The organism is Streptomyces sp. NPDC046203 (assembly GCF_040646255.1).
In the GTDB taxonomy this organism is placed as follows: Bacteria; Actinomycetota; Actinomycetes; order Streptomycetales; family Streptomycetaceae; genus Streptomyces.
Genome location: NZ_JBEYZX010000001.1, coordinates 307,371 through 326,756, shown reverse-complemented (window position 1 = coordinate 326,756; position 19,386 = coordinate 307,371). Strand labels below are relative to the sequence as shown.

Below are 19,386 nucleotides of genomic sequence, written 5' to 3'. Positions count from 1 at the left end.
CCATCAGTCCTGGTTGCTGTCCTGGTCACTGCCCTGGTCGTTGCCGGACTGCCCGTCGGGGCTCGTGATCGTCGAGGTCTCCGTACCGGAGTGGGTGCCGTGCTTGCCCATCTCGACGACGAGGCCGTACCGATCCCGGAAGACACCGAGTTGCGTCTCGGGGTCGACGGACACGGACGCGTGCGGCAGGTGAACGGTCGTGGGGTACGGCGCGAGTCGCCCGACGCCCCACGGGCGGACAGGGGTCAGATGTGCGGTTGCGGACATCGATCGCTCCTTCAAGTGGGGAGGGCAGGAACCGAAATGGTCGGCCCTGAGGTTCGCTACCAGGTGTGAATCACGGGAACCAAGGTGGCCCCGCCTCGCCGGTGGAGTACGAGGCGGGGCCGGCCCGATCCGGCGGGAGTTCCCCAACACGACAGCCGGATCGGGAGCTTGGGAAGCCGCCGCTCTCCGCGGACGGAGGACGAGGGCTGGGCGAGACCCCCTCACGGTCGACGGCGAAAGCGTCCGTGAGGGGCGATCTCAGGGGTTCGCCGTCAGGCGGGGCGCCCATGGAGCCGGGAAGGGGCCGGTACGCCCCGCCATCCGGCGCTCCGCCCGAGCGGGCAGTCGGTGCGTCAGCCGTACGTCAGCCGTGCATGATCGTGCGCCACGGCCGCTCGACGATCTCGCGGTACGTGTGGTGCGACGGGTTGCGGCCCGAGTGCTCCAGAGCCCATGTCTGCGGCGCTTCCCACGAGCCGCTGTCCTCGGAGCCGTCACCGCACACGGCACACCGCATGGCGTGGGTCATCGGCTCGGCGTCCGGCTCACGGTCGGGTATGAGGGACCAGAGCATGGGCTTGACGATCGTCTTCGGGCCGCTCACAGACCGCGCCTCCGCAACATCTCGTCGCGCGCCGCGCAGCGGATGTTCAGCTCCTCGTGGGGCGTCAGGTGCCGAACGCGATCCGCGTCCCACTCCCGGCCGCCGCCCAGCGGGCGAAGCTGTACCCGGACCCCGCCGTCCCGCCCCATGACGATGCCGGCCACACCGCGGCTGATGTCCATCATCAGTGCGCCGAGCTTGCAGTCCTGGGGCGGGACGGTCGTTCCGTCTTCCTCCGTCGTTTCCATGATCCGAAGCTACGGGCACCAACGACGCCCCGTCGATGGCACTTTGACGGGGCGTCGGATCGAAGTGCCACGACGCGCTACATCGGCAGGTTCACCGCATCCGCGAGCGTCCGCATCTCGGGCGTGAGGGTGCGCCGCTTGCTCACAACGCGCGCCAGGATGTCCCGGGCGTAGCTCTGGTTCGACAGCCATTGCGGCGACGAGTTCCGGATACCCTGAAGCACCTCGATCGCCTCCGCGTAGCGACGAGTACGGGCGTAGGCATCGGATACGTCAAGCAGGTGGCGATGACGGTTGTTCGAGGTCGGCCTCAGCTTGTCGGCGGGCACCTCGGTTGCAAGCTGGAGCACCTTGTCGGGCCGGTCGATGATCATGGCGTTCTCGGCGCGCTTCAGCGCCACCGTGACGGGCCCGAAGGTACGCAAGGAGTCCTCACGCGGTGCGTACTCACGCCCCATGGCCACTGCCGCCGCCTTCGCCAGGCGCATGGCGTGTTCAGCCTCGCCGGGGCGGTTGTCCCTGACACTCGCGGCCGAGACGCGCAGCAGGAGCCCACCCCAGGCGCTCAGCTCTTCGGGGGTGGCCTTCGACAACCTTGGCTCGGTCTCGTCTGCCCACTCGGTGGCCAGCTCCCGGGCTTCCGCGAGCCTTCCACGGCGCAAAAAGAGCCAGCACTGGGTGTTGACCGTGGACGCGCCCTGAAGTCGATCCGCAGACTCATCGAGGGCTCGTTCAAGCGCCATCTCCGCGGCGTCGAACTGCCTGGTCTGGGTCAAGAGCCATCCAGTGAGCTGCATCAGCTTCACCCGCACCGCCCGACCGTCCGGGTGAAGCCCGGCAAGCACTTCGGCATCACGCAGGAGCGGAGGAAGGATGGCGCCAAGCTCGGCGAAGCGGTCTCCACGGAACAGAGGCATCGCGTCACGCAGGGCCGTGGTAACGCCCTGAAGAGTGGGTTCTTCGAGTTCACCGCTCGGCGGGGAACCGACCAGGGCTCGGCGCACCGGCTCCCACTGGTCGACGACCACCTGTTTAGCGGTCTCTTCCCTGGATTCCGCCATGAGGGTGGTCGTGGGCACCCGAAGCGCGGATGCGAGCCGGCGTGCCGTCTCGAGCCGCGTATCGTTGCGCTCCCCCTGCTCCAGCTTGCGGATCAAGGAGAGGGAGAGGCCGGATTGAATGGCGAGTTCTCTTTGACTCATGCCCCGGCGCTTGCGGACGTCCCGGAGCCGTTCCCCGATGTTGGCGCTCATGCACCGAGAGTACGGCTCTCAGTAGCGAACGTCAGCAGAGATGGCAAGACCCCCGTCGAAATTACGGGAGCCTTACAGCTCAGGCGCTTTACTCGCCCCGCCCGACCGGTGATCAGGCCCGGCTCAGCCGCCCCAGCACCCCCCGCAGACTCTCCGCCAGCGTGGCCAGATGCGGTTCCCGCATCATGGTGTGGTGATCGCCGGGGACCGTGTGCAGCTCGAAGCCGGACCGGGCGAGGAGGCGCCAGGGGCGGGTCTTCAGGCGGCGGGGCTGCCGCTCCGCCGAGAGCAGCACGAGGCGGCCGTCGACCGGGCCGGGGCGGTGCCGCAGCAGGGCCCGGGTGTTGGCCTCGAAGACCCGGATCCGCTCCCGCATGTCCTCCCGGATGCCTGCCGGGACGAGGGCCGCGCGTTCCAGGAGATCGAGCAGGGCCTCGTCCTGGTCCTCGGGCGTGAGGCTGCGGAGCGCGGACTCGTCGTACGGGGGTGCCGGTACGCCCGCCTGGCCGGCCAGGTCGTGGAGGAAGCCGCCGAGGAGCACCGCGCGGTCCGGCAGGTCCGCGCCCAGGTACGGGGGCATTCCGGTGTCGAGCATGACGACCAGCGCGACCGGTTCGCCCGCGGCGGTCAGCTGCCCGGCCATCTCGGCGGCGACCATGCCGCCCAGGGACCAGCCGCCGAGGTGGTACGGGCCGTGCGGCTGGACGGCGCGGATCGCGTCGACGTACCGGGTGGCCAGTTCGGTCAGCGAGGTGGTGACCGGGCCGCCGTTGAGGCCCGGGTCCTCCAGTCCGTAGAGGGGCTGTTCGGGGTCGGTGAGCCGGGCCAGCGGCAGATACGGCACCACGGATCCGCCGACGGCGTGGACCAGGAAGAGCGGGGGCCGGCTGCCGGTGGGTTTGATCGGCACCAGCGGCGAGGCACCGGTGGACGGGTCGTGGCGAGACGAGTCGTCGCGGGACCGGTCGAGCAGCTTGGCGGTGCGCTCCACCGTCGGCGCCGCGTACAGGTCGCGTACGTCCAGCTCGGCGCCGAACGCGCGGCGGATCTCGGCGCGCAGCCGGGTCAGGTCGAGCGAGGTGCCGCCGAGGTCGAAGAAGCTGTCGTGGATGCCTATCCGTTCGGTGCCGAGCAGCGCGGACCAGACCTCGGCGACCGCGCGTTCGGTGTCGTCGCGCGGTGCGACGAACTCGCCGGCGCGGCTCGGTTCCGGGGCGGGCAGCGCGGCCCGGTCCACCTTGCCGTTGCCGGTCAGCGCGATGTGTTCGACCGGGACGAGGGCGGACGGCACCATGTAGTCGGGCAGCCCTGCCGCCAAGTGAGCGCGGATTTCCGTGAGTTCGGCGCTGTCGCCGGTCAGGTCGAGGTCGGCCCGGGGTACCAGGTACCCGACGAGGCGGTCGTCGCGCACGGTGACGCACGCGGTGTCGACGTGGGGATGGGCGGCGAGTACGGCTTCGATCTCGCCGAGTTCGATGCGGTAGCCGCGGATCTTGACCTGGTGGTCGATCCGGCCCAGGTACTCCAGGCCGCCGTCGGCGCGGCGCCGGGCCAGGTCGCCGGAGCGGTAGAGCCGGGCGCCGGGGGCGCCGCCGAACCGGTCGGCGACGAAGCGCTCGGCACTCAGGCCGGGCCGGTGCAGATACCCCCAGGACAACCCGGCGCCGCCGACGAGGAGTTCGCCGGGGACTCCGATGGGCGCGGGCTGTCCGGCCCGGTCGACGACCCACAGGGACAGGTCGGGGATCGGCTCGCCGATGGGGCTGGTGTTGTCGCGCAGCAGCTCCCGGGTCAGCGGGCAGTAGGTGACATGGACCGTGGTCTCGGTGATGCCGTACATGTTGACCAGCCTCGGCCGGTCCTCGCCGTGCCGGTCGAACCAGCGCCGCACCGCGTCGACGTCGAGCGCGTCGCCGCCGAAGACGACGTAACGCAGGGCGAGTTCCTCGGGCCGTTCCTCGTCGGCCGCGACGAGCTGGCGGAACGCGGCCGGGGTCTGGTTGAGCACCGTGACCTTCTCGCGAGCCAGCAGCCGCAGGAAGTCCTCGGGCGAGCGGGTCTGCCAGAACGGCACCACGACCAGCCGGCCGCCGTGGACGAGGGCGCCCCACAGTTCCCAGACGGAGAAGTCGAAGGCGCAGGAGTGGAACAGCGTCCACACGTCCCGCTCGTCGAACCGGAACCAGTCCTGGGTGGCCCGCATCAGACGGACGACCCGGCCGTGCGGGACGGTGACGGCCTTGGGCTGTCCGGTCGAGCCCGAGGTGTAGATCAGATAGGCGAGATCGGCGCCGGTCGCCGTCGCCGCCGGCACCGGGAGGTCGCCGTCGGTGTCCGCGTCCAGCGGCAGCGCTGCCGCGGGCACCTCGATCCCCTGCTGGGTGACGACCAGCTTCAGGCCCGCGTCGGCGGCCATGTAGGCGAGCCGCTGCGCCGGGTGGTCGGGGTCGAGCGGCACATAGGCGGCTCCGGCGCGCAGGATGCCGAGGATCCCGACGACGAGGTCGGTGTCGCGGCGGACGCACAGGCCGACCAGGCTGCCCCGGACGACGCCTCGGGCGGCGAGCCGGGCGGCCAGCCGTTCGGCGCGCCGGGCCAGTTCGCGGTAGGTCGTCCGCTCCTCGCCGGCGACCACCGCCACCGCGTCGGGGCGCAGCCGGACCTGTGCGGCGAACAGGTCCCACAGGGACTCGTCGGCGGGCACCTCGCGGCGGGCGGCGCTCCACCGCTTCAGGTTCGCCGCCTCGTCGGGGCCGGGCAGGACGAAGTCGCACAGCGGGGTGTCGGGGGCCGTCGCCGCGTGGGCGAGGACCCTGCCCAGGTGTTCGAGGAGCCGAGTGATCCGGTCGGCGTCGAAGAGGTCGGTGGCGTATTCGGCCTGGAGCCTGAGGCCGCCGTCGGCGGTGACGGTGGCGTGCGCGGCGAGGTCGAAGCGGGCGACCGAGCCGGCCACGGGCAGCGGTTCGGCGGTGACCTGACCGAGGGCCGGGGCGGCCGCCGAGACCTCGTCGGCGTGCAGGGTGAGGCTGATCTGGAAGAGCGGGTTGCGGCCCGGCTCGCGCTCCGGCCGCAGTTGTTCGACCAGGGTGCTGAAGGGGAGGTCCTGGTGTTCGGTGGCGCCCCGCACGGCCTGCTCGCAGCGGCTCACCAGCTCCCGGAATCCGGGGTTGCCGGCGGCGCTGGCGCGCAGTACGACGGTGTTGGCGAAGTAGCCGACCAGCGGCTCGAGTTCGGGGCGGCCCCGGCCGTAGAAGACCGAGCCGATGCCGATGTCCTCCTGACCGGTGTGCCGGGACAGGACGGTGAGGAATCCGGCCATGAGGACGGACAGCAGCGAGCCGCGTTCGGTCTCGGCGAGTCTGCGCAGCGAGGCGCCGAGGCCGTCGCCGAGGCGGAGTTCGACCGTGGCGCCGGGGTGCCCGGCGCCGGTGCCGCGCGGGCGATCGGTCGGGAAGTCGAGGCGGGGCAGCGCGTGGAGCCGCTCGCGCCAGTAGCCGAGCTGCCGGTCCAGGACGTCGTCGGCGAGTCGGTCGCGCTGCCAGACGGCGTGGTCGGCCGGCTGGATGTCCAGGGCGGGCAGCTCCGCGCCCATGTCCGTGTACAGGGTGGCCAGTTCGTCGAGCAGGACGCCCGCCGACCAGCCGTCGGCGATGATGTGGTGGGTGCACAGCACCAGGACGTGCTCGGTCGGGCCGAGCCGCAGCAGTTCCGTGCGCAGCAGCCGGTCGGCGGCCAGGTCGAAGGGGCGGGTGGCGGCCCGCGCGAGCGCCTCGGGCACGTCGTCCGGGTGGGTCGGGGTGAGGGTCAGCGGCCAGGCCCGCGGGGCGGGGTCGGTCACCTGGACCGGGATGCCGTCGACCGCGACGAAGCGGGTGCGCAGGCTCTCGTGGCGGGCGACCAGCAGGCCGAGGACGCGGGAGAGGCGGTCGGTGTCGAGCCGGCCGCGCAGCCGCAGCGCCAGGGGCACGTTGTAGACCGGGGAGGCCGGGTCGAGCTGGTGCAGGAACCACAGCCCTTCCTGCTGGTACGACAGCGGGAGCGAGGTGGTGCGCGGGACGGCGGGGATCCGCCGACCGGTGTCCGGCGCGGCGAGCCGGCCGGCGAGTTCGGCGACGGTGGAGGCCTGGAACAGGGTGGCCACCCCGAGGTCCGCGCCGAGGGCGGCGCGGATGCGGTTGATCAGCCGGATCGCGAGGAGCGAGTGGCCGCCGAGCGCGAAGAAGCCGTCGTGCACGCCGACTTGGGGCACCTGGAGCACTTCGGCGAACAGGGCGCACAGGGCACGCTCGGTGTCGTCGCGCGGGGCCACGTACTCCGTCGCGGGGTCGGACTCGTCGGGGGCCGGCAGCAGCCGCCGGTCGATCTTGCCGTTCGGGGTGAGCGGCAGCGCGTCGAGCGGGACCAGTGCGGTGGGCACCATGTACGGGGGAAGGACCGAGGCGGCCGCGGCACGGATCCCGGCGAGGTCCGGCGCCGGTACGGCGGGCACCAGGTAGCCGACGAGCCGTTTGTCGCCGGGCCGGTCCTCGCGGGCGTGGACATGGGCCTGTGCCACGTGCGGGTGGCGGACCAGTACGCTCTCCACCTCGCCGGGTTCGACCCGGAAGCCGCGGATCTTGACCTGACTGTCGGCACGCCCGGCGAATTCGAGGATCCCGTCGGCCCGCCACCGGGCGAGGTCGCCGGTGCGGTACATCCGGGTGCCGGGCGGACCGAAGGGGTCGGCGGTGAAGCGTTCGGCGCTCAGCCCGGCCCGGCCGGCGTAGCCTCGGGCGAGTCCGGCGCCGGACGCGTACAGCTCGCCCACCACTCCGACCGGGACCGGCCGCAGCCGCTCGTCGAGCACGTAGACGGCGGTGTCGTCCATGGGCCGGCCCAGCGGGACGCTGTCCGGCACCGTGTCCGGGTCGCTCAGGGGCATCTGCACCGAGCACATGGTCAGTTCGGTGGGGCCGTACGTGGCGCGGATCCGCAGGCCGGGGTGGCGGCGCAGGGCCGCGCGGACGGCGGCGGGGCTGATGACGTCGCCGCCGGTCATGACCTCGCGCAGTCCGGCGAAGCAGTCCGGGTCCTCCTCGGTGACGACCTGGAAGAGGCCGGAGACCAGCAGGGCGTCGGTGAGTCCGGCGGCGCGGACGACGGCGCCGTCGACCTCGCCGGGCGGGGCCACGACGACTTCTCCGCCGGACAGCAGCGGCACCCAGATCTCGCAGGTCGACGCGTCGAAGGCGTGCGGCGCGTGCAGCAGCGCGCGGCGGGGTCCCCGGTCGTCCCGCCAGCAGGCGTCGCGGGCGAAGGCGAGTACACCGCGCTGGGTGGTGACGACGCCCTTGGGCGCACCCGTCGAACCGGAGGTGTACATGATGTACGCGGTCTGGTCGGGGTGGGCGTCGCCGTCCGGGACGGCGGCTTCGTCGGCCTCGGTGGCCTGGAAGCCGGTCACGGACAGGGTGGCCGCCGTGGTCCCGGTCGCCAGCTCGTGGCCGGCCAGCGCGTCGTCGACGAGCAGCAGTTCCACGCCGGACTGCGTCAGGATGTCGCGCAGCCGTTCGGTGGGCGCGGTCAGGGGCAGCGGTACGAAGCAGCCGCCCGCCCTGAGGATCGCGAGCATCGACACGATAAGGTCGGCGGAGCGCTGCTGGAGGATCGCGACCGGGGTCTCGTCACTCACGCCCAGCCGGCGCAGCCGACCCGCCAACAGGCCGCTCCTGCGGTCCAGTTCGGCGTAGCTCAGGGTGCCGCTGGTATCGGAGACGGCGGGCGCGCCGGGGGTGCGGGCGGCCTGCCGGGCGAAGGTCCGCGCGAGTCCTTCCGTGATGTCCGGGCCGGTCGTGCCGTTCCACGCGCGCAGGACAGTGTCGCGCTCCGAGGCGTCGAGCAGGTCGATGTCGCCGAGCGCCCGGTCCGGGTCGTCCGTCACCGCTTCGAGCAGCCGCACCAGGCGGTCGGCGAACGCGGTGACGGTCTCCCGGTCGAAGAGCGCGGTGCGGTAGACGACCTGCGCGGACAGGGCCAGGGGGGTGCCGTCGTCGGCGTACCGGTCGGTGAAGGCGACCGACAGGTCGAAGTGCGCGGCGATGGTCCGGTTGCGCAGTTCGGTCACGGTCAGGCCGTCGAGGGTGTAGTCGGCGGCGGCGTTGTTCTGGAGGACCAGCGCGACCTGGAAGAGCGGGTGCCGGTTGAGCGCCCGGCTCGGGTTGAGCGCCTCGACGAGCCGGTCGAAGGGCAGTTCGGGGTGGGCGAGGGCGGCGAGGTCGGTCTCCCGGGCCCGTGCGAGCAGTTGCCGGAACGTCGGGTCGCCGCCCGTGTCCAGCCGCAGCACGAGGGTGTTCACGAAGAACCCGATCAGGTCTTCGAGATCCTCCTCGCCTCGGCCCGCGTCCATCGTGCCGAGCGGGATGTCGGTACCGGCGCCCAGCCGGGTCAGCAGGGCCGCGAGGGCCGCGTGCACGACCATGAACAGCGACGCGTCGGCGTCGCGGGCGAGCCTCAGCAGCCGTGCGTGCAGTTCCTTCGGCAGGTCCAGCAGCACCTCGCCGCCGTCGTCGCCGAGGACTTCGGGGCGGGGCCGGTCGAGCGGCAGCGGCAGTTCGTCGGGCAGTCCGGCGAGCCGACCGGTCCAGTGGGCGAGGAGGTCCGCGCCGTCCGGGCCGTCGAGGAGTTCCCGCTGCCACAGCGCGTAGTCGGCGTACTGGACGGGCAGCGGTTCCCAGCCGGGCGCGTCGCCGGCCCGGCGGGCCGCGTAGGCGGCGCCCAGGTCGCGGCCGAGCAGCGCCGTCGACCAGCCGTCGCCGACGATGTGATGGAGCACCAGATAGAGCGTGTGGCTCTGCTCGCCGGTGCGCAACAGCCAGACATGCAGCGGAAGTTCGGCCGTCAGGTCGAAGGCGTGCCGGGCCAGCCGGTCGAGGGTCGCGGGGAGTTCGTCTTCCGCGATGTCGAGTGCGGTGACGAACTCGTCGATGTCCACGGTGTCCCGTACACGCTGCCTCGGCTCGCCGTCGACCTCGGGGAAAACGGTGCGCAGACTCTCGTGCCGGGCCACCAGATCACCCAGGGCCGCGTGCAGGGCCTTGGTGTCGAGCGGGCCTTCGAGGCGGAGCGCGAGGGGCAGGTTGTAGGTCCAGGCTTCGGTGTCGAGACGGTTGAGGAACCACAGTCGCTGTTGCGCGAATGACAACGGGAACACGGATCCTCCTGCGCCGGAAACCTGAGAGACGTCGACGGTCATCGGCGGCACACGATAGGCCGGTTCCGTGGAACTCAAGGTCATCAAGGCCGAAAAGGCCCTGCCCCAAGGGGTTGTGGGGACCTGGCCTAGGGGTTGTCGGGCCGCTCGCGGTCCGCCCATCATGAGCCGGCCCGCAGGGGGACCACGGCTGAGACTGATCTTGGAGGGCCGCGATGCCGATTTCGCCGGAGCGCTTGCCGTCAGCGGAAAGCGACCCGTCAGGGTCCTTGCACGCCCGGGTGGCGCGGCACGCCGCGCGTCAGGGTGATGTGCCGGCTCTGCGCTGTGGCGCGGTCGAGCTGTCGTACGCCGAACTGGACGCGCGAGCCGATCAGTTGGCCCATGTGCTGCGCGGGCGCGGGATCGGCGCCGAGGACGTGGTGGCGCTGGCGCTGCCGCGCTCGGCCGAACTGATCGTCGCCCTGCTGGCGGTGGGGAAGGCGGGGGCCGCGTTCCTGCCGGTCGACGTCCATCACCCGGCCGACCGGATCGCGTTCATGTGCGCCGACAGCGCGCCGCGCGCCCTGCTGTCGACCGAGAAGGTGCTGCCCGGCCTGCCGGAGACCCCCGGCACCGCCCAGTGGTCGCTCGCGGAGCTCCTTGCCGAGGCGGCGACGGCGCCGCGGACCGCCCCCGACCCGGTGGACCGTCCGCTGTCCCTCGCGTACGTCATCTACACGTCCGGTTCGACGGGCCGGCCCAAGGGCGTCGCGGTCCCGCACCGGGGACTGCTGCCGTTCGCCGCCGACCTCGCGGACCGGATGGCGGCGGGCCCCGGCTGCGTGGTGTCGCAGCTCGCCTCGCCCAGCTTCGACGCCATGATCATCGAGGTGCTGCTCGCGCTCGCCCCGGGCGGCACCCTGGTCGTCGGGCCGCCCGACACGCTGGCCGGCGAGGAGCTGGCCGCGTTCCTCGCGGACCAGGGGGTCACCCACGCCTTCACCCCGCCGTCGGTGCTCGCCACCGTGCCGCCCACCGAACTGCCCGCGCTGCGGGCGCTGATGGTCGGCGGCGAGGCGTGCCCGGCACGCCTTGTGGACGTCTGGAGCCCCGGCCGCCGCATGGTCAACGGCTACGGTCCCACCGAGACCACCATGGCGATCACCCTCTCCGCCCCGCTCACGCCGGGCCCGGACGCCCCGCCGATCGGCTCCGCGTCCGGCGACACCCGGCTGTACGTCCTGGACGACGCGCTGCGCCCGACGCCCCCCGGCGAGATCGGCGAACTGTACAGCGGGGGCGGCGGCGTGAGCCGAGGCTACGTCGCCCGCGCCGGGCTCACCGCGCAGCGCTATGTCGCCGACCCCTTCGGGGAGCCGGGCACCCGGATGTACCGCACCGGCGACCTGGTGCGACAGCTGCCGGACGGACAACTCGCCTACTGCGGCCGGGCCGACGACCAGGTCAAGATCCGCGGACTGCGGATCGAGCCGGGCGAGATCGAGGCGGTCCTCGCCGGACACTCGGCGGTGGACCAGGCCCGGGTCCTGGTCCACGAGGACCGGGCCGGCGAGAAGCGGCTCGCCGCGTACGTCGTCGCCGGCCGGGTCGCGGAGACCGACGACGGCAACGCCGACCGGCATGTCGACGAGTGGCAGCAGATCTACGACACGTTCTACGACGAGTCCGACCGCTCGGCCTTCGGCAGCGACTTCTCCGGCTGGAACTCCACGTACACCGGCGAGGGCATCCCGGTCGACGAAATGGCCCGCTGGCGCGAGGAGTTCGTCCGCCGCGTCCTGGAGTTCGCGCCGCGCCGCGTCCTGGAGGTCGGCGTCGGCTCCGGTCTGATCCTGACGCCGCTGGTCGGCCGGGTGGACGAGTACTGGGGCACCGACTACTCGGCGTCCGCGATCGAAGGTCTGCGGGCCCGGCTCGCCGGCGAGCCGGACACCGCCGCGAAGGTCACCCTGCGCGCCCAGGCCGCCGACGTGACCACCGGTCTGCCCCGAGACCGCTTCGACACGATCATCGTCAACTCGGTCGTGCAGTACTTCCCCGACGAGGGCTATCTGCGGGATGTGCTGGTCAAGTTGCTCGATCTGCTGGCGCCGGGCGGTCGGCTGTTCATCGGCGACGTGCGGTGTCTGCCGCTCGTGGACGCCATGTGGACCGGCGTACGGCTCGGACAGCTCGACCACGCGGTGGAGCCCTCGGTGCTGCGCCGCGAGATCGAGCAGGCCGTCATCCTGGAGAAGGAACTCCTCATCGCCCCGGGCCTCTTCGCCACCGTCGGCGCCGGCGCGGTCGATCTGCGGCTCAAGCGCGGCGCGGACCGCAACGAGCTGACCGGACACCGCTACGACGTGGTCCTGCACAAGGACGGCGCCGGCGCGCAGGATCTGGCGGCGGCCCCGGCCGTGCGCTGGAAGGCCGACGTCCGGGGCGCCGAGGATCTGGCCGCGCGGCTGGCCGACGGCACCGCGCTGCGGCTCACCGGGGTGCGCAACGCGCGCGTCGCCGGCGAGGTCGCCGCCGCGCGGTCGGTCCGGGCGAGCGCGCCGGTGGAGGCGACCCGCGCCGCGCTCACCGGGCCCCGCGACCAGGTCGACCCGGAGTACTGGCACGCCCTGGCCGAGGAGTACGGCCGCAGCGCCGTGGTCACCTGGTCGGCGGACGGCCCGGACCTGGTCGACGTGCTCTTCCCGGCCGCCGGCGGCTCGCCGGTGCTGGACGGCGTCCATCTGGCCCACGCCCCGGCGACCGCCCGAGGCACCGAAGGCCCCGAGGGCCCGGCCACCTTCACCAACGACCCGATCGCGACCCGCCGTCGCGGGCTGCTCGTCGCGTCGCTGCGCGACTGGGCGAAGGAGCGGCTGCCCGCCTCCCTCGTACCCTCCGCGTTCCTGGTGCTCGACGCGCTGCCCCTGACCGCGAGCGGCAAGCTGGACCGGAAGGCGCTGCCCGAGCCCGGTTTCCGGAGCGACGCGTCCGGCCGGGCTCCGCGCGACGCGCGGGAGAAGCTGCTCTGCGAACTCGCCGCCGAACTGCTCGACCGGGCCTGGGTCGGCATCGACGACGACTTCTTCGACCTCGGCGGCCACTCGCTCCTCGCCACCCGGCTGCTGCACCGGATCCGGGCGGCCTTCGGCGTCCGGCTCGGGCTCGACACGCTGTTCGCCGCGCCCACCGTCGCGGGACTCGCGGCGGCCCTCACCCAGGCGGCCGGACAGGACTCCCCGGACCTCGGCGAGGAGGCCGGGCCGGAGGCGCCGGCCCTGGTGGCGGCCCCGCGCCCGGAGCGGCTTCCGCTGTCCTGGGCCCAGCAGCGCCTGTGGTTCGTCCAGCGGATGGACCCGCTCGGCTGGACCTACAACCTCCCCGTGGTGCTGCGGCTGAGCGGCCCGGTCGACCCGGCCGCGCTGACCGCCGCCGCCCTGGATCTGACGGCACGGCACGAGTCGCTGCGTACCGTCTTCGACGAGCGGGACGGGCAGCCGTACCAGCGGATCCTCCCGGCCGTGCCGGCGGACGAGGTCGTCCGGGTCCTCGATGTGGCCGAGGACGAGCTGGACGAGGCGATCCGCACCGCCTGCCGGCAGCCGTTCGACATCACCGCCGACGTACCGGTACGGGTGACGCTGCTGCGCACCGCGCCGGACCGGCACGTGCTGGTGTTCGTCCTGCACCACATCGCCGGTGACGGCTGGTCGATGCGGCCGCTGGCGCAGGATCTGGCCGTCGCGTACACGGCGCGGGCCGCCGGTGCCTCGCCTGCCTGGCAGCCGCTGCCGGTGCAGTACGCCGACTACGCGCTGTGGCAGCGCGACCAGCTGACCACGGAGTTCCAGGAGCGGCAGTCCGCGTTCTGGCGCGACTACCTGGCGGAGCTTCCGGAGGAACTGGCCCTCCCCTACGACCGGCCCCGGCCCAGCGGCGCCGACCACGACGGCGCGCAGATCCCGCTGCGGATCCCCGCCGCGCTGCACGCGGAACTGCTCACGCTGTCCCAGCGGAGCCGGACCACGCTGTTCATGGTGCTGCACGCCGCCCTGGCCGCGCTCTACACCCGGCTCGGCGCGGGCACCGACATCCCCGTCGGCACCGTGGTCGCCGGGCGCGGCGACGACAGCCTCGACCATCTGATCGGCTTCTTCGTCAACAACCTGGTGCTGCGCACCGACACCTCGGGCGATCCGACCTTCCGCGAGCTCCTGGAGCGTACGAGGACCGCCGACGTGGCCGCCCTCAGCCGGCAGGAGCTGCCGTTCGACCGGCTCGTCGAGGCGCTCAACCCGTCGCGTACGCTCAGCCGCCACCCGCTCTTCCAGACCATGCTGGTCCTGCAGAACAACGCGGGCGCCGACTTCGCGCTGCCCGGCGTGGACGTGGAAGCGGTCCGGTCGACTCCCTCGGCGGCGCAGCTCGATCTCTTCGTCAACCTCACCGACTCCTACGGGCGGGACGGCGCCGCCGACGGCATGACCGGCGAGATCGTCTACCGCACCGGGCTCTTCGACGAGGGCACGGTGCGGGCGCTGGCCGACCGGTTCGTCCGGGTCCTCCAGGCCGTGGTCGCCGATCCCGACCGGCGGCTCGGCGCCCTCGACGTCCTGGACGGCGCGGAGCGCGAGACGATCCTGCGGGCGTGGAACGACACGGACCGGCCGCTGCCGGACGCCTCGCTCCCCCGGCTGTTCGCCGAGCGCGTCGCGACGGCCCCCGACGCGGTCGCGGTGACCGGGCCGGTCACCCTCACCTACGCCGAACTGGACCGGCGGGCCAACCATCTGGCGCACCGGCTGATCGCGGCCGGAGCGGCCCCGGACCGGCCGGTGGCGCTGTCGCAGGGACGGTCGGCCGATCTGGTCGTGTCCATGCTCGCGGCGCTCAAGGCGGGTTCCTCGTATCTGCCGCTGCCGTCGTCCGCACCGCCGGGCCGGCTGGGGCTGATGACCGAGCAGGCCGGTGCCACGCTGCTCGTCACCGATCTTCCGGTCGCCGAACTGCCGCAGGAATTGGCCGGGTTGACCGTACTGACACCGGGCGACGGCGAGTCGGCCGAGGCGCCCGGCCGGGACCCGCACCCGGACCAGGCCGCCTATGTGATGTTCACCAGCGGCTCGACGGGCATGCCCAAGGCCGTCGTGCTGACCCACCGGAACGCGGCCGGGTTCGTCCGCGACCGGCTCTGGCGGGCCGGTGGCACCGTCCTCATGCACTCGGCGACGGGATTCGACGCGTCGGTGCACGAGATCTGGACACCGCTGCTGACCGGCGGAACGGTCGTGGTGGCCCCCGGCGACGTCCTCGACGACGCGGGCCTCGCCCGCGCGGCGACCGCGTCCGGGGTGGACCGGGTCTGGCTCACCTCCGGCCTGTTCGCGGCGCTCGCGGAGAACCCGGACTGCTTCGCCGGGATCCGGGAGATCCTCACCGGCGGCGACGTGGTGCCGCCCGCGGCAGTCGCCCGGGTCCAGGGCCGCCACCCCGGCCTGACGGTCCGCGCGCTGTACGGCCCGACCGAGACCACCACCTGTTCCAGCCGGTTCTCGATGTCCGCCGGGCAGGACGTCCCCGGCCGGGTGCCGATCGGCGGCCCGATGGACAACACCCGGCTGTACGTGCTCGACGGCCGGCTCCAGCCGGTGCCGGCCGGGGTCCCGGGCGAGCTGTACATCGCCGGTTCGGGGGTCTCGCGCGGTTACGCCGGACAACCCGGCCTCACCGCCGAACGGTTCACCGCCGATCCGTGGGGTCCGCCGGGCGGCCGGATGTACCGCACCGGCGACATCACCCGGTGGCGGGGGGACGGCACCCTGGACTTCGTCGGACGGGCCGACGCCCAGGTGAAGATCCGCGGCTTCCGGGTCGAACCGGCCGAGGTGGAGTCCGCGCTCACCGCCCTGCCGGAGATCGGGCAGGCGTTCGTCACCGCCCACGAGGACCGGGGCGGGGAGCGCAGGCTCGTCGCCTATCTCGTCCCCGAGGGCGCGGCCTTGGACCTCGACGGGCCGGCCGACTCCGATTCCGGCTCCGGCTCCGGCTCCGACGCTGCCTCCGACGGCTCCGACAGCCCCGACGTGCCGGCTCCCGCTCTCGATGTAGCCGGTGTCCTCGGCCGGCTCGCCGCCGCCCTGCCCGAGTACATGGTGCCCAGCGCCTGTGTCGTCCTCGGCCGGCTGCCGCTCACCGGCAACGGCAAGATCGACCGACGGGCCCTGCCCGAGCCGGAGTTCGAGACCGGCTCCGGGTACACCGCGCCGCGCACCCCCGCCGAGGAGATCCTCGTCGCGCTCATGGGCGAGCTGCTCGGCCGGTCCGGGATCGGCGCCCACGACAACTTCTTCGACCTGGGCGGCCATTCGCTCCTCGCCACCCGGCTCGTCAACCGGATCCGTACCCATCTGGGAGCGGACCTCGGCGTCGCCGACCTGTTCGAGGCACCGACGGCCGCCGCGCTCGCCGCGCGGATCGGCGCGCGCCCGGGCTCCGGCGACCCAGTGGAGGGCGAGACCCGTGACGCTCTGCTGCCCGTCGTACGACCGCGCCCGCTGCCGCTGTCGTACGCCCAGGAACGGCTGTGGTTCGTCTCCCGCTGGAACGGCCTCGGCTGGCCGCTGGTGCTGTGCCTGGACGGGCCGCTGGACACCGGGGCGCTGCGCGCCGCGGTGGGCGATCTGCTGGAGCGGCACGAGACGCTGCGCACCCGGTTCCCGGAGGACGACGGGACGCCCCGTCAGCAGATCCTGGAGTCGGCCGACCCGGACGAGGTGCTCCGGGTGGCCCCGGTCGATCCCTCCGATCCGGCCGGACTCGACGCCGCGCTGACGGCCGCCGCCGCGCACCGCTTCGACCTCACCACCGAACTGCCGCTGCGGCTCCACCTGTTCACGACCGGACCCGACCGGCACACACTGCTCCTGCTGATGCACCACATCGCGGGCGACGGCTGGTCCCTGGGCCCGCTGACCCGCGACCTGGCGCAGGCGTACGCCGCCCGCCTCCGGGGGGACGTCCCGGTCTGGCGTCCGCTGCCGGTGCAGTACGCCGACTACACGCTGTGGCAGCGGAATCTGCTCGCGGGACCGGCCGGACAGCGCCTCTCGGCGTACTGGACGGAGCGGCTCGCCGGGCTCCCGGCGGAGCTGCCCCTGCCCTACGACCGGCCCCGCCCCGACTCCTCGCAACTGCCCGGAGCACTGCTGCCGGTCACCCTGCCCGCCCCGCTGCACGCCGGCCTGCTGGACCTGGCCCGGCGTACGCACACCACGCTGTTCATGGTGCTGCACGCGGCCCTCGCGACGCTCTACACCCGGCTCGGCGCGGGCACCGACATCCCGCTCGGCACCACGGTCGCCGGGCGCAGCGACGACGGTCTCGACCATCTGGTCGGCTGCTTCGTCAACAGCCTGGTGCTGCGGACCGACACCTCCGGGGATCCGAGCTTCGTCGAACTGCTCAGCCGGGTGCGCGAGTTGGACCTGGCGGCCTACGCCCATCAGGAGCTGCCGTTCGACCGGATCGTCGACGCGCTCAACCCGGCCCGCTCGCTGGGCCGGCACCCCCTGTTCCAGACCATGCTGGTGCTCCAGAACAACGCCGAGTCGGCGTTCGCCCTGTCCGGCGTGGACGTGTCGCCGGCGCCGGCCGAGGGCGCGGTCGAGGCGATCCGGGTCGGCCCGGTGGACTTCGACCTCAACCTGAGCTTCACCGAGCACCACGGGGACGGCCGGGCGCCCGAGGGCATCACCGGCGAAGTGCGCTACCGCACCGACCTGTTCGACCAGGACACCGTGGCCGCCCTGATGGACCGGCTGCTGCGGATCCTGGAGGCGGCCGTCACGGCCCCGGACACGCCGATCGGCGCGATCGACCTGCTCTCCGGCGCCGAGCGGCGGGCCGCGCTCACGGACTGGCGCGGCACGGGACGGCCGGTCGTCGACGAGGACCTCGCCGTCCTCTTCGCCCGGCAGGCCGCCGCCGCCCCGGACGCGACCGCCGCGGTCGAGGGCGGCCGGTCGATCTCCTACCGGGACCTGGAGCGGCGCGCCAACCATCTGGCGCACCGGCTGGTGGCGGCGGGCTGCCGGCCCGACGACCCGGTGGCGATACGTCAGCCGCGCGGCATCGACTACCTCGTGACGGTCCTCGCCGTGATCAAGGCGGGCGGCGGCTGTCTGCCCCTGTCCGCGTCCGCGCCGCTCGCCCGGCAGCAGCGGATGGTCGACCACATGCGGGCCACGCTGCTCGTCACCGACGGGCCCACCGAGCTGACCGGGGTCACGGTCGTCGCGCCCTCGCCGGGCGCGGAGGAGCACCCGCCCGCGGTCCGCACCCACCCGGACCTCACCGCGTACACGATGTTCACCAGCGGCTCGACCGGCACGCCCAAGGCCGTCAGCGTCCCGCACCGGGCCGTCGCCGAGTTCGTCGCCGACCGCGCCTGGGGAGAGCTGGACCCGGCGGACACGCTGATGCACTCGCCGACGTCGTTCGACCCGTCCACATACGAGATCTGGCTGCCCTGGCTCACCGGCGGCCGGGTGGTCGTGGCGCCCGAGGGCGAGCTGGACACCGAGGTGCTGGCCCGCGTCATCGCCGAGGGCAAGCCCACCACCGCGGTCTTCACCTCCGCCCTGTTCAACCTGATGGTGGCCGAGGCCGCGCCGGCCCTGGCCGAGATGGACCTGGTCTGGATGGCCGGTGACGTGGTGTCGCCCGGGGCGGTGGCCGATCTGCTGGCCGTCGCGCCCCGGACCGCCGTCGCGGCCGCCTGGGGCACCACGGAGACCACCATCATCTCCACCTGGCATCCGATCGGGTCGGCCCCGGCGCGTACGGTGCCGATCGGCCGGGCGATGGACCACACCGGGATCTATCTGCTCGACGAGCGGCTGCGGCCGGTGCCGCCCGGGGTGCCGGGCGAGGTGTACGTGACCGGTACGGGCCTGGCCCGGGGTTACGCGTACCAGCCGGACGTGACGGCCGCCCGGTTCGTGGCCGATCCGTACGGCCCGGCCGGCGGGCGGATGTACCGGACCGGCGACCTCGCCCGCCGCCGGCCCGACGGGGTCCTCGAATTCGAGGGGCGCGCCGACGCGCAGCTGAAGGTGCGCGGGTTCCGGATCGAACCGGCCGAGGTCGAGGCGGTCCTGACCGGCCACCCGGACGTGGCCCACGCGACGGTCACGTCGGACGGCGAGCGGCTGGTCGGCTATCTCGTCCCGGCACAGGCCGACGTGGCCGCCGTACGGGCGCACGCGGCCCGGACCCTGCCGGACTACATGGTGCCGAGCGTGTTCGTCACCCTGGACCGGCTGCCGCTGACCGGCAACGGCAAGGTCGACCGCAAGGCGCTGCCGGCCCCCGGGCCGGGCACGTCCGAGGCCGGTTACGTGGCACCCAGGGACGAGCGCGAAGAAGCGCTGTGCGCGATGTTCGCGGAGGTCCTGAAGGCGCCCAGGGTCGGCGTGCACGACAACTTCTTCGACCTCGGCGGCCACTCGCTCCTCGCGACCCGGCTGCTGAACCGGGTGCGTACCCGGTTCGGGTCGAGCCTCAACGTGGCCGTGCTCTTCGAGGCCCCGACGGTCGCCGCGCTCGCCGCGCGCCTCGGCACGTCCGAGCGGCGCGCCCGGCCGAAGCTCCGGCGGCGCACGGGGCCGACGGACACCGGAGGCCCTGCGGGCTCTACGGGCTCTGCGGGCTCTGCGAACTCGGGCTCGGGCTCGGGCTCGGGCTCAACGGGCGGGGAATCGACCGCCCGTTGAGGCGAGGGGCCCCGGCGCCCCCCCGTTTTCACCCCCGCCGCCGGGCCGGCGGCGGCGCGGAACACACCCA

The 19,386-nt window shown here is 73.3% G+C and carries 6 protein-coding genes; 1 reads left to right on the top strand and 5 read right to left on the bottom strand.

What is annotated here, in order from left to right; translation table 11 throughout:
• Nucleotides 1-3: 3 nt before the first annotated feature.
• The 5 genes from tgmA to ABZ990_RS01350 all read right to left on the bottom strand — a co-directional run bounded on the left by tgmA (nucleotide 4) and on the right by ABZ990_RS01350 (nucleotide 9,561).
• Nucleotides 4-267 carry a putative ATP-grasp-modified RiPP gene (tgmA, locus tag ABZ990_RS01370; RefSeq protein WP_361223387.1) on the bottom strand — a complete coding sequence of 88 codons (264 nt, stop codon included), beginning with the start codon at nucleotides 265-267 and terminating at the stop codon, nucleotides 4-6.
• Between the two features lie 364 nt (nucleotides 268-631).
• The gene (locus tag ABZ990_RS01365; RefSeq protein WP_361223384.1) at nucleotides 632-871 is read right to left on the bottom strand and encodes a hypothetical protein; all 240 of its coding nucleotides are present in this window, start codon (nucleotides 869-871) and stop codon (nucleotides 632-634) included.
• Nucleotides 868-1,056, bottom strand: coding sequence for a hypothetical protein (locus ABZ990_RS01360; RefSeq protein WP_361223694.1), 189 nt, complete (start codon nucleotides 1,054-1,056; stop codon nucleotides 868-870). Before ABZ990_RS01360 ends, ABZ990_RS01365 begins: the two co-directional genes overlap by 4 nt.
• A gap of 140 nt (nucleotides 1,057-1,196) precedes the next feature.
• The gene (locus ABZ990_RS01355) at nucleotides 1,197-2,372 is read right to left on the bottom strand and encodes a helix-turn-helix transcriptional regulator (protein ID WP_361223383.1); all 1,176 of its coding nucleotides are present in this window, start codon (nucleotides 2,370-2,372) and stop codon (nucleotides 1,197-1,199) included.
• A 112-nt stretch (nucleotides 2,373-2,484) separates the two neighbouring features.
• The gene (locus ABZ990_RS01350) at nucleotides 2,485-9,561 is read right to left on the bottom strand and encodes an amino acid adenylation domain-containing protein (protein ID WP_361223380.1); all 7,077 of its coding nucleotides are present in this window, start codon (nucleotides 9,559-9,561) and stop codon (nucleotides 2,485-2,487) included.
• A gap of 215 nt (nucleotides 9,562-9,776) precedes the next feature.
• On the opposite strand from ABZ990_RS01350, the gene ABZ990_RS01345 reads away from it, so the two are divergent.
• Nucleotides 9,777-19,316 carry an amino acid adenylation domain-containing protein gene (locus ABZ990_RS01345; protein WP_361223378.1) on the top strand — a complete coding sequence of 3,180 codons (9,540 nt, stop codon included), beginning with the start codon at nucleotides 9,777-9,779 and terminating at the stop codon, nucleotides 19,314-19,316.
• Nucleotides 19,317-19,386: the final 70 nt, after the last annotated feature.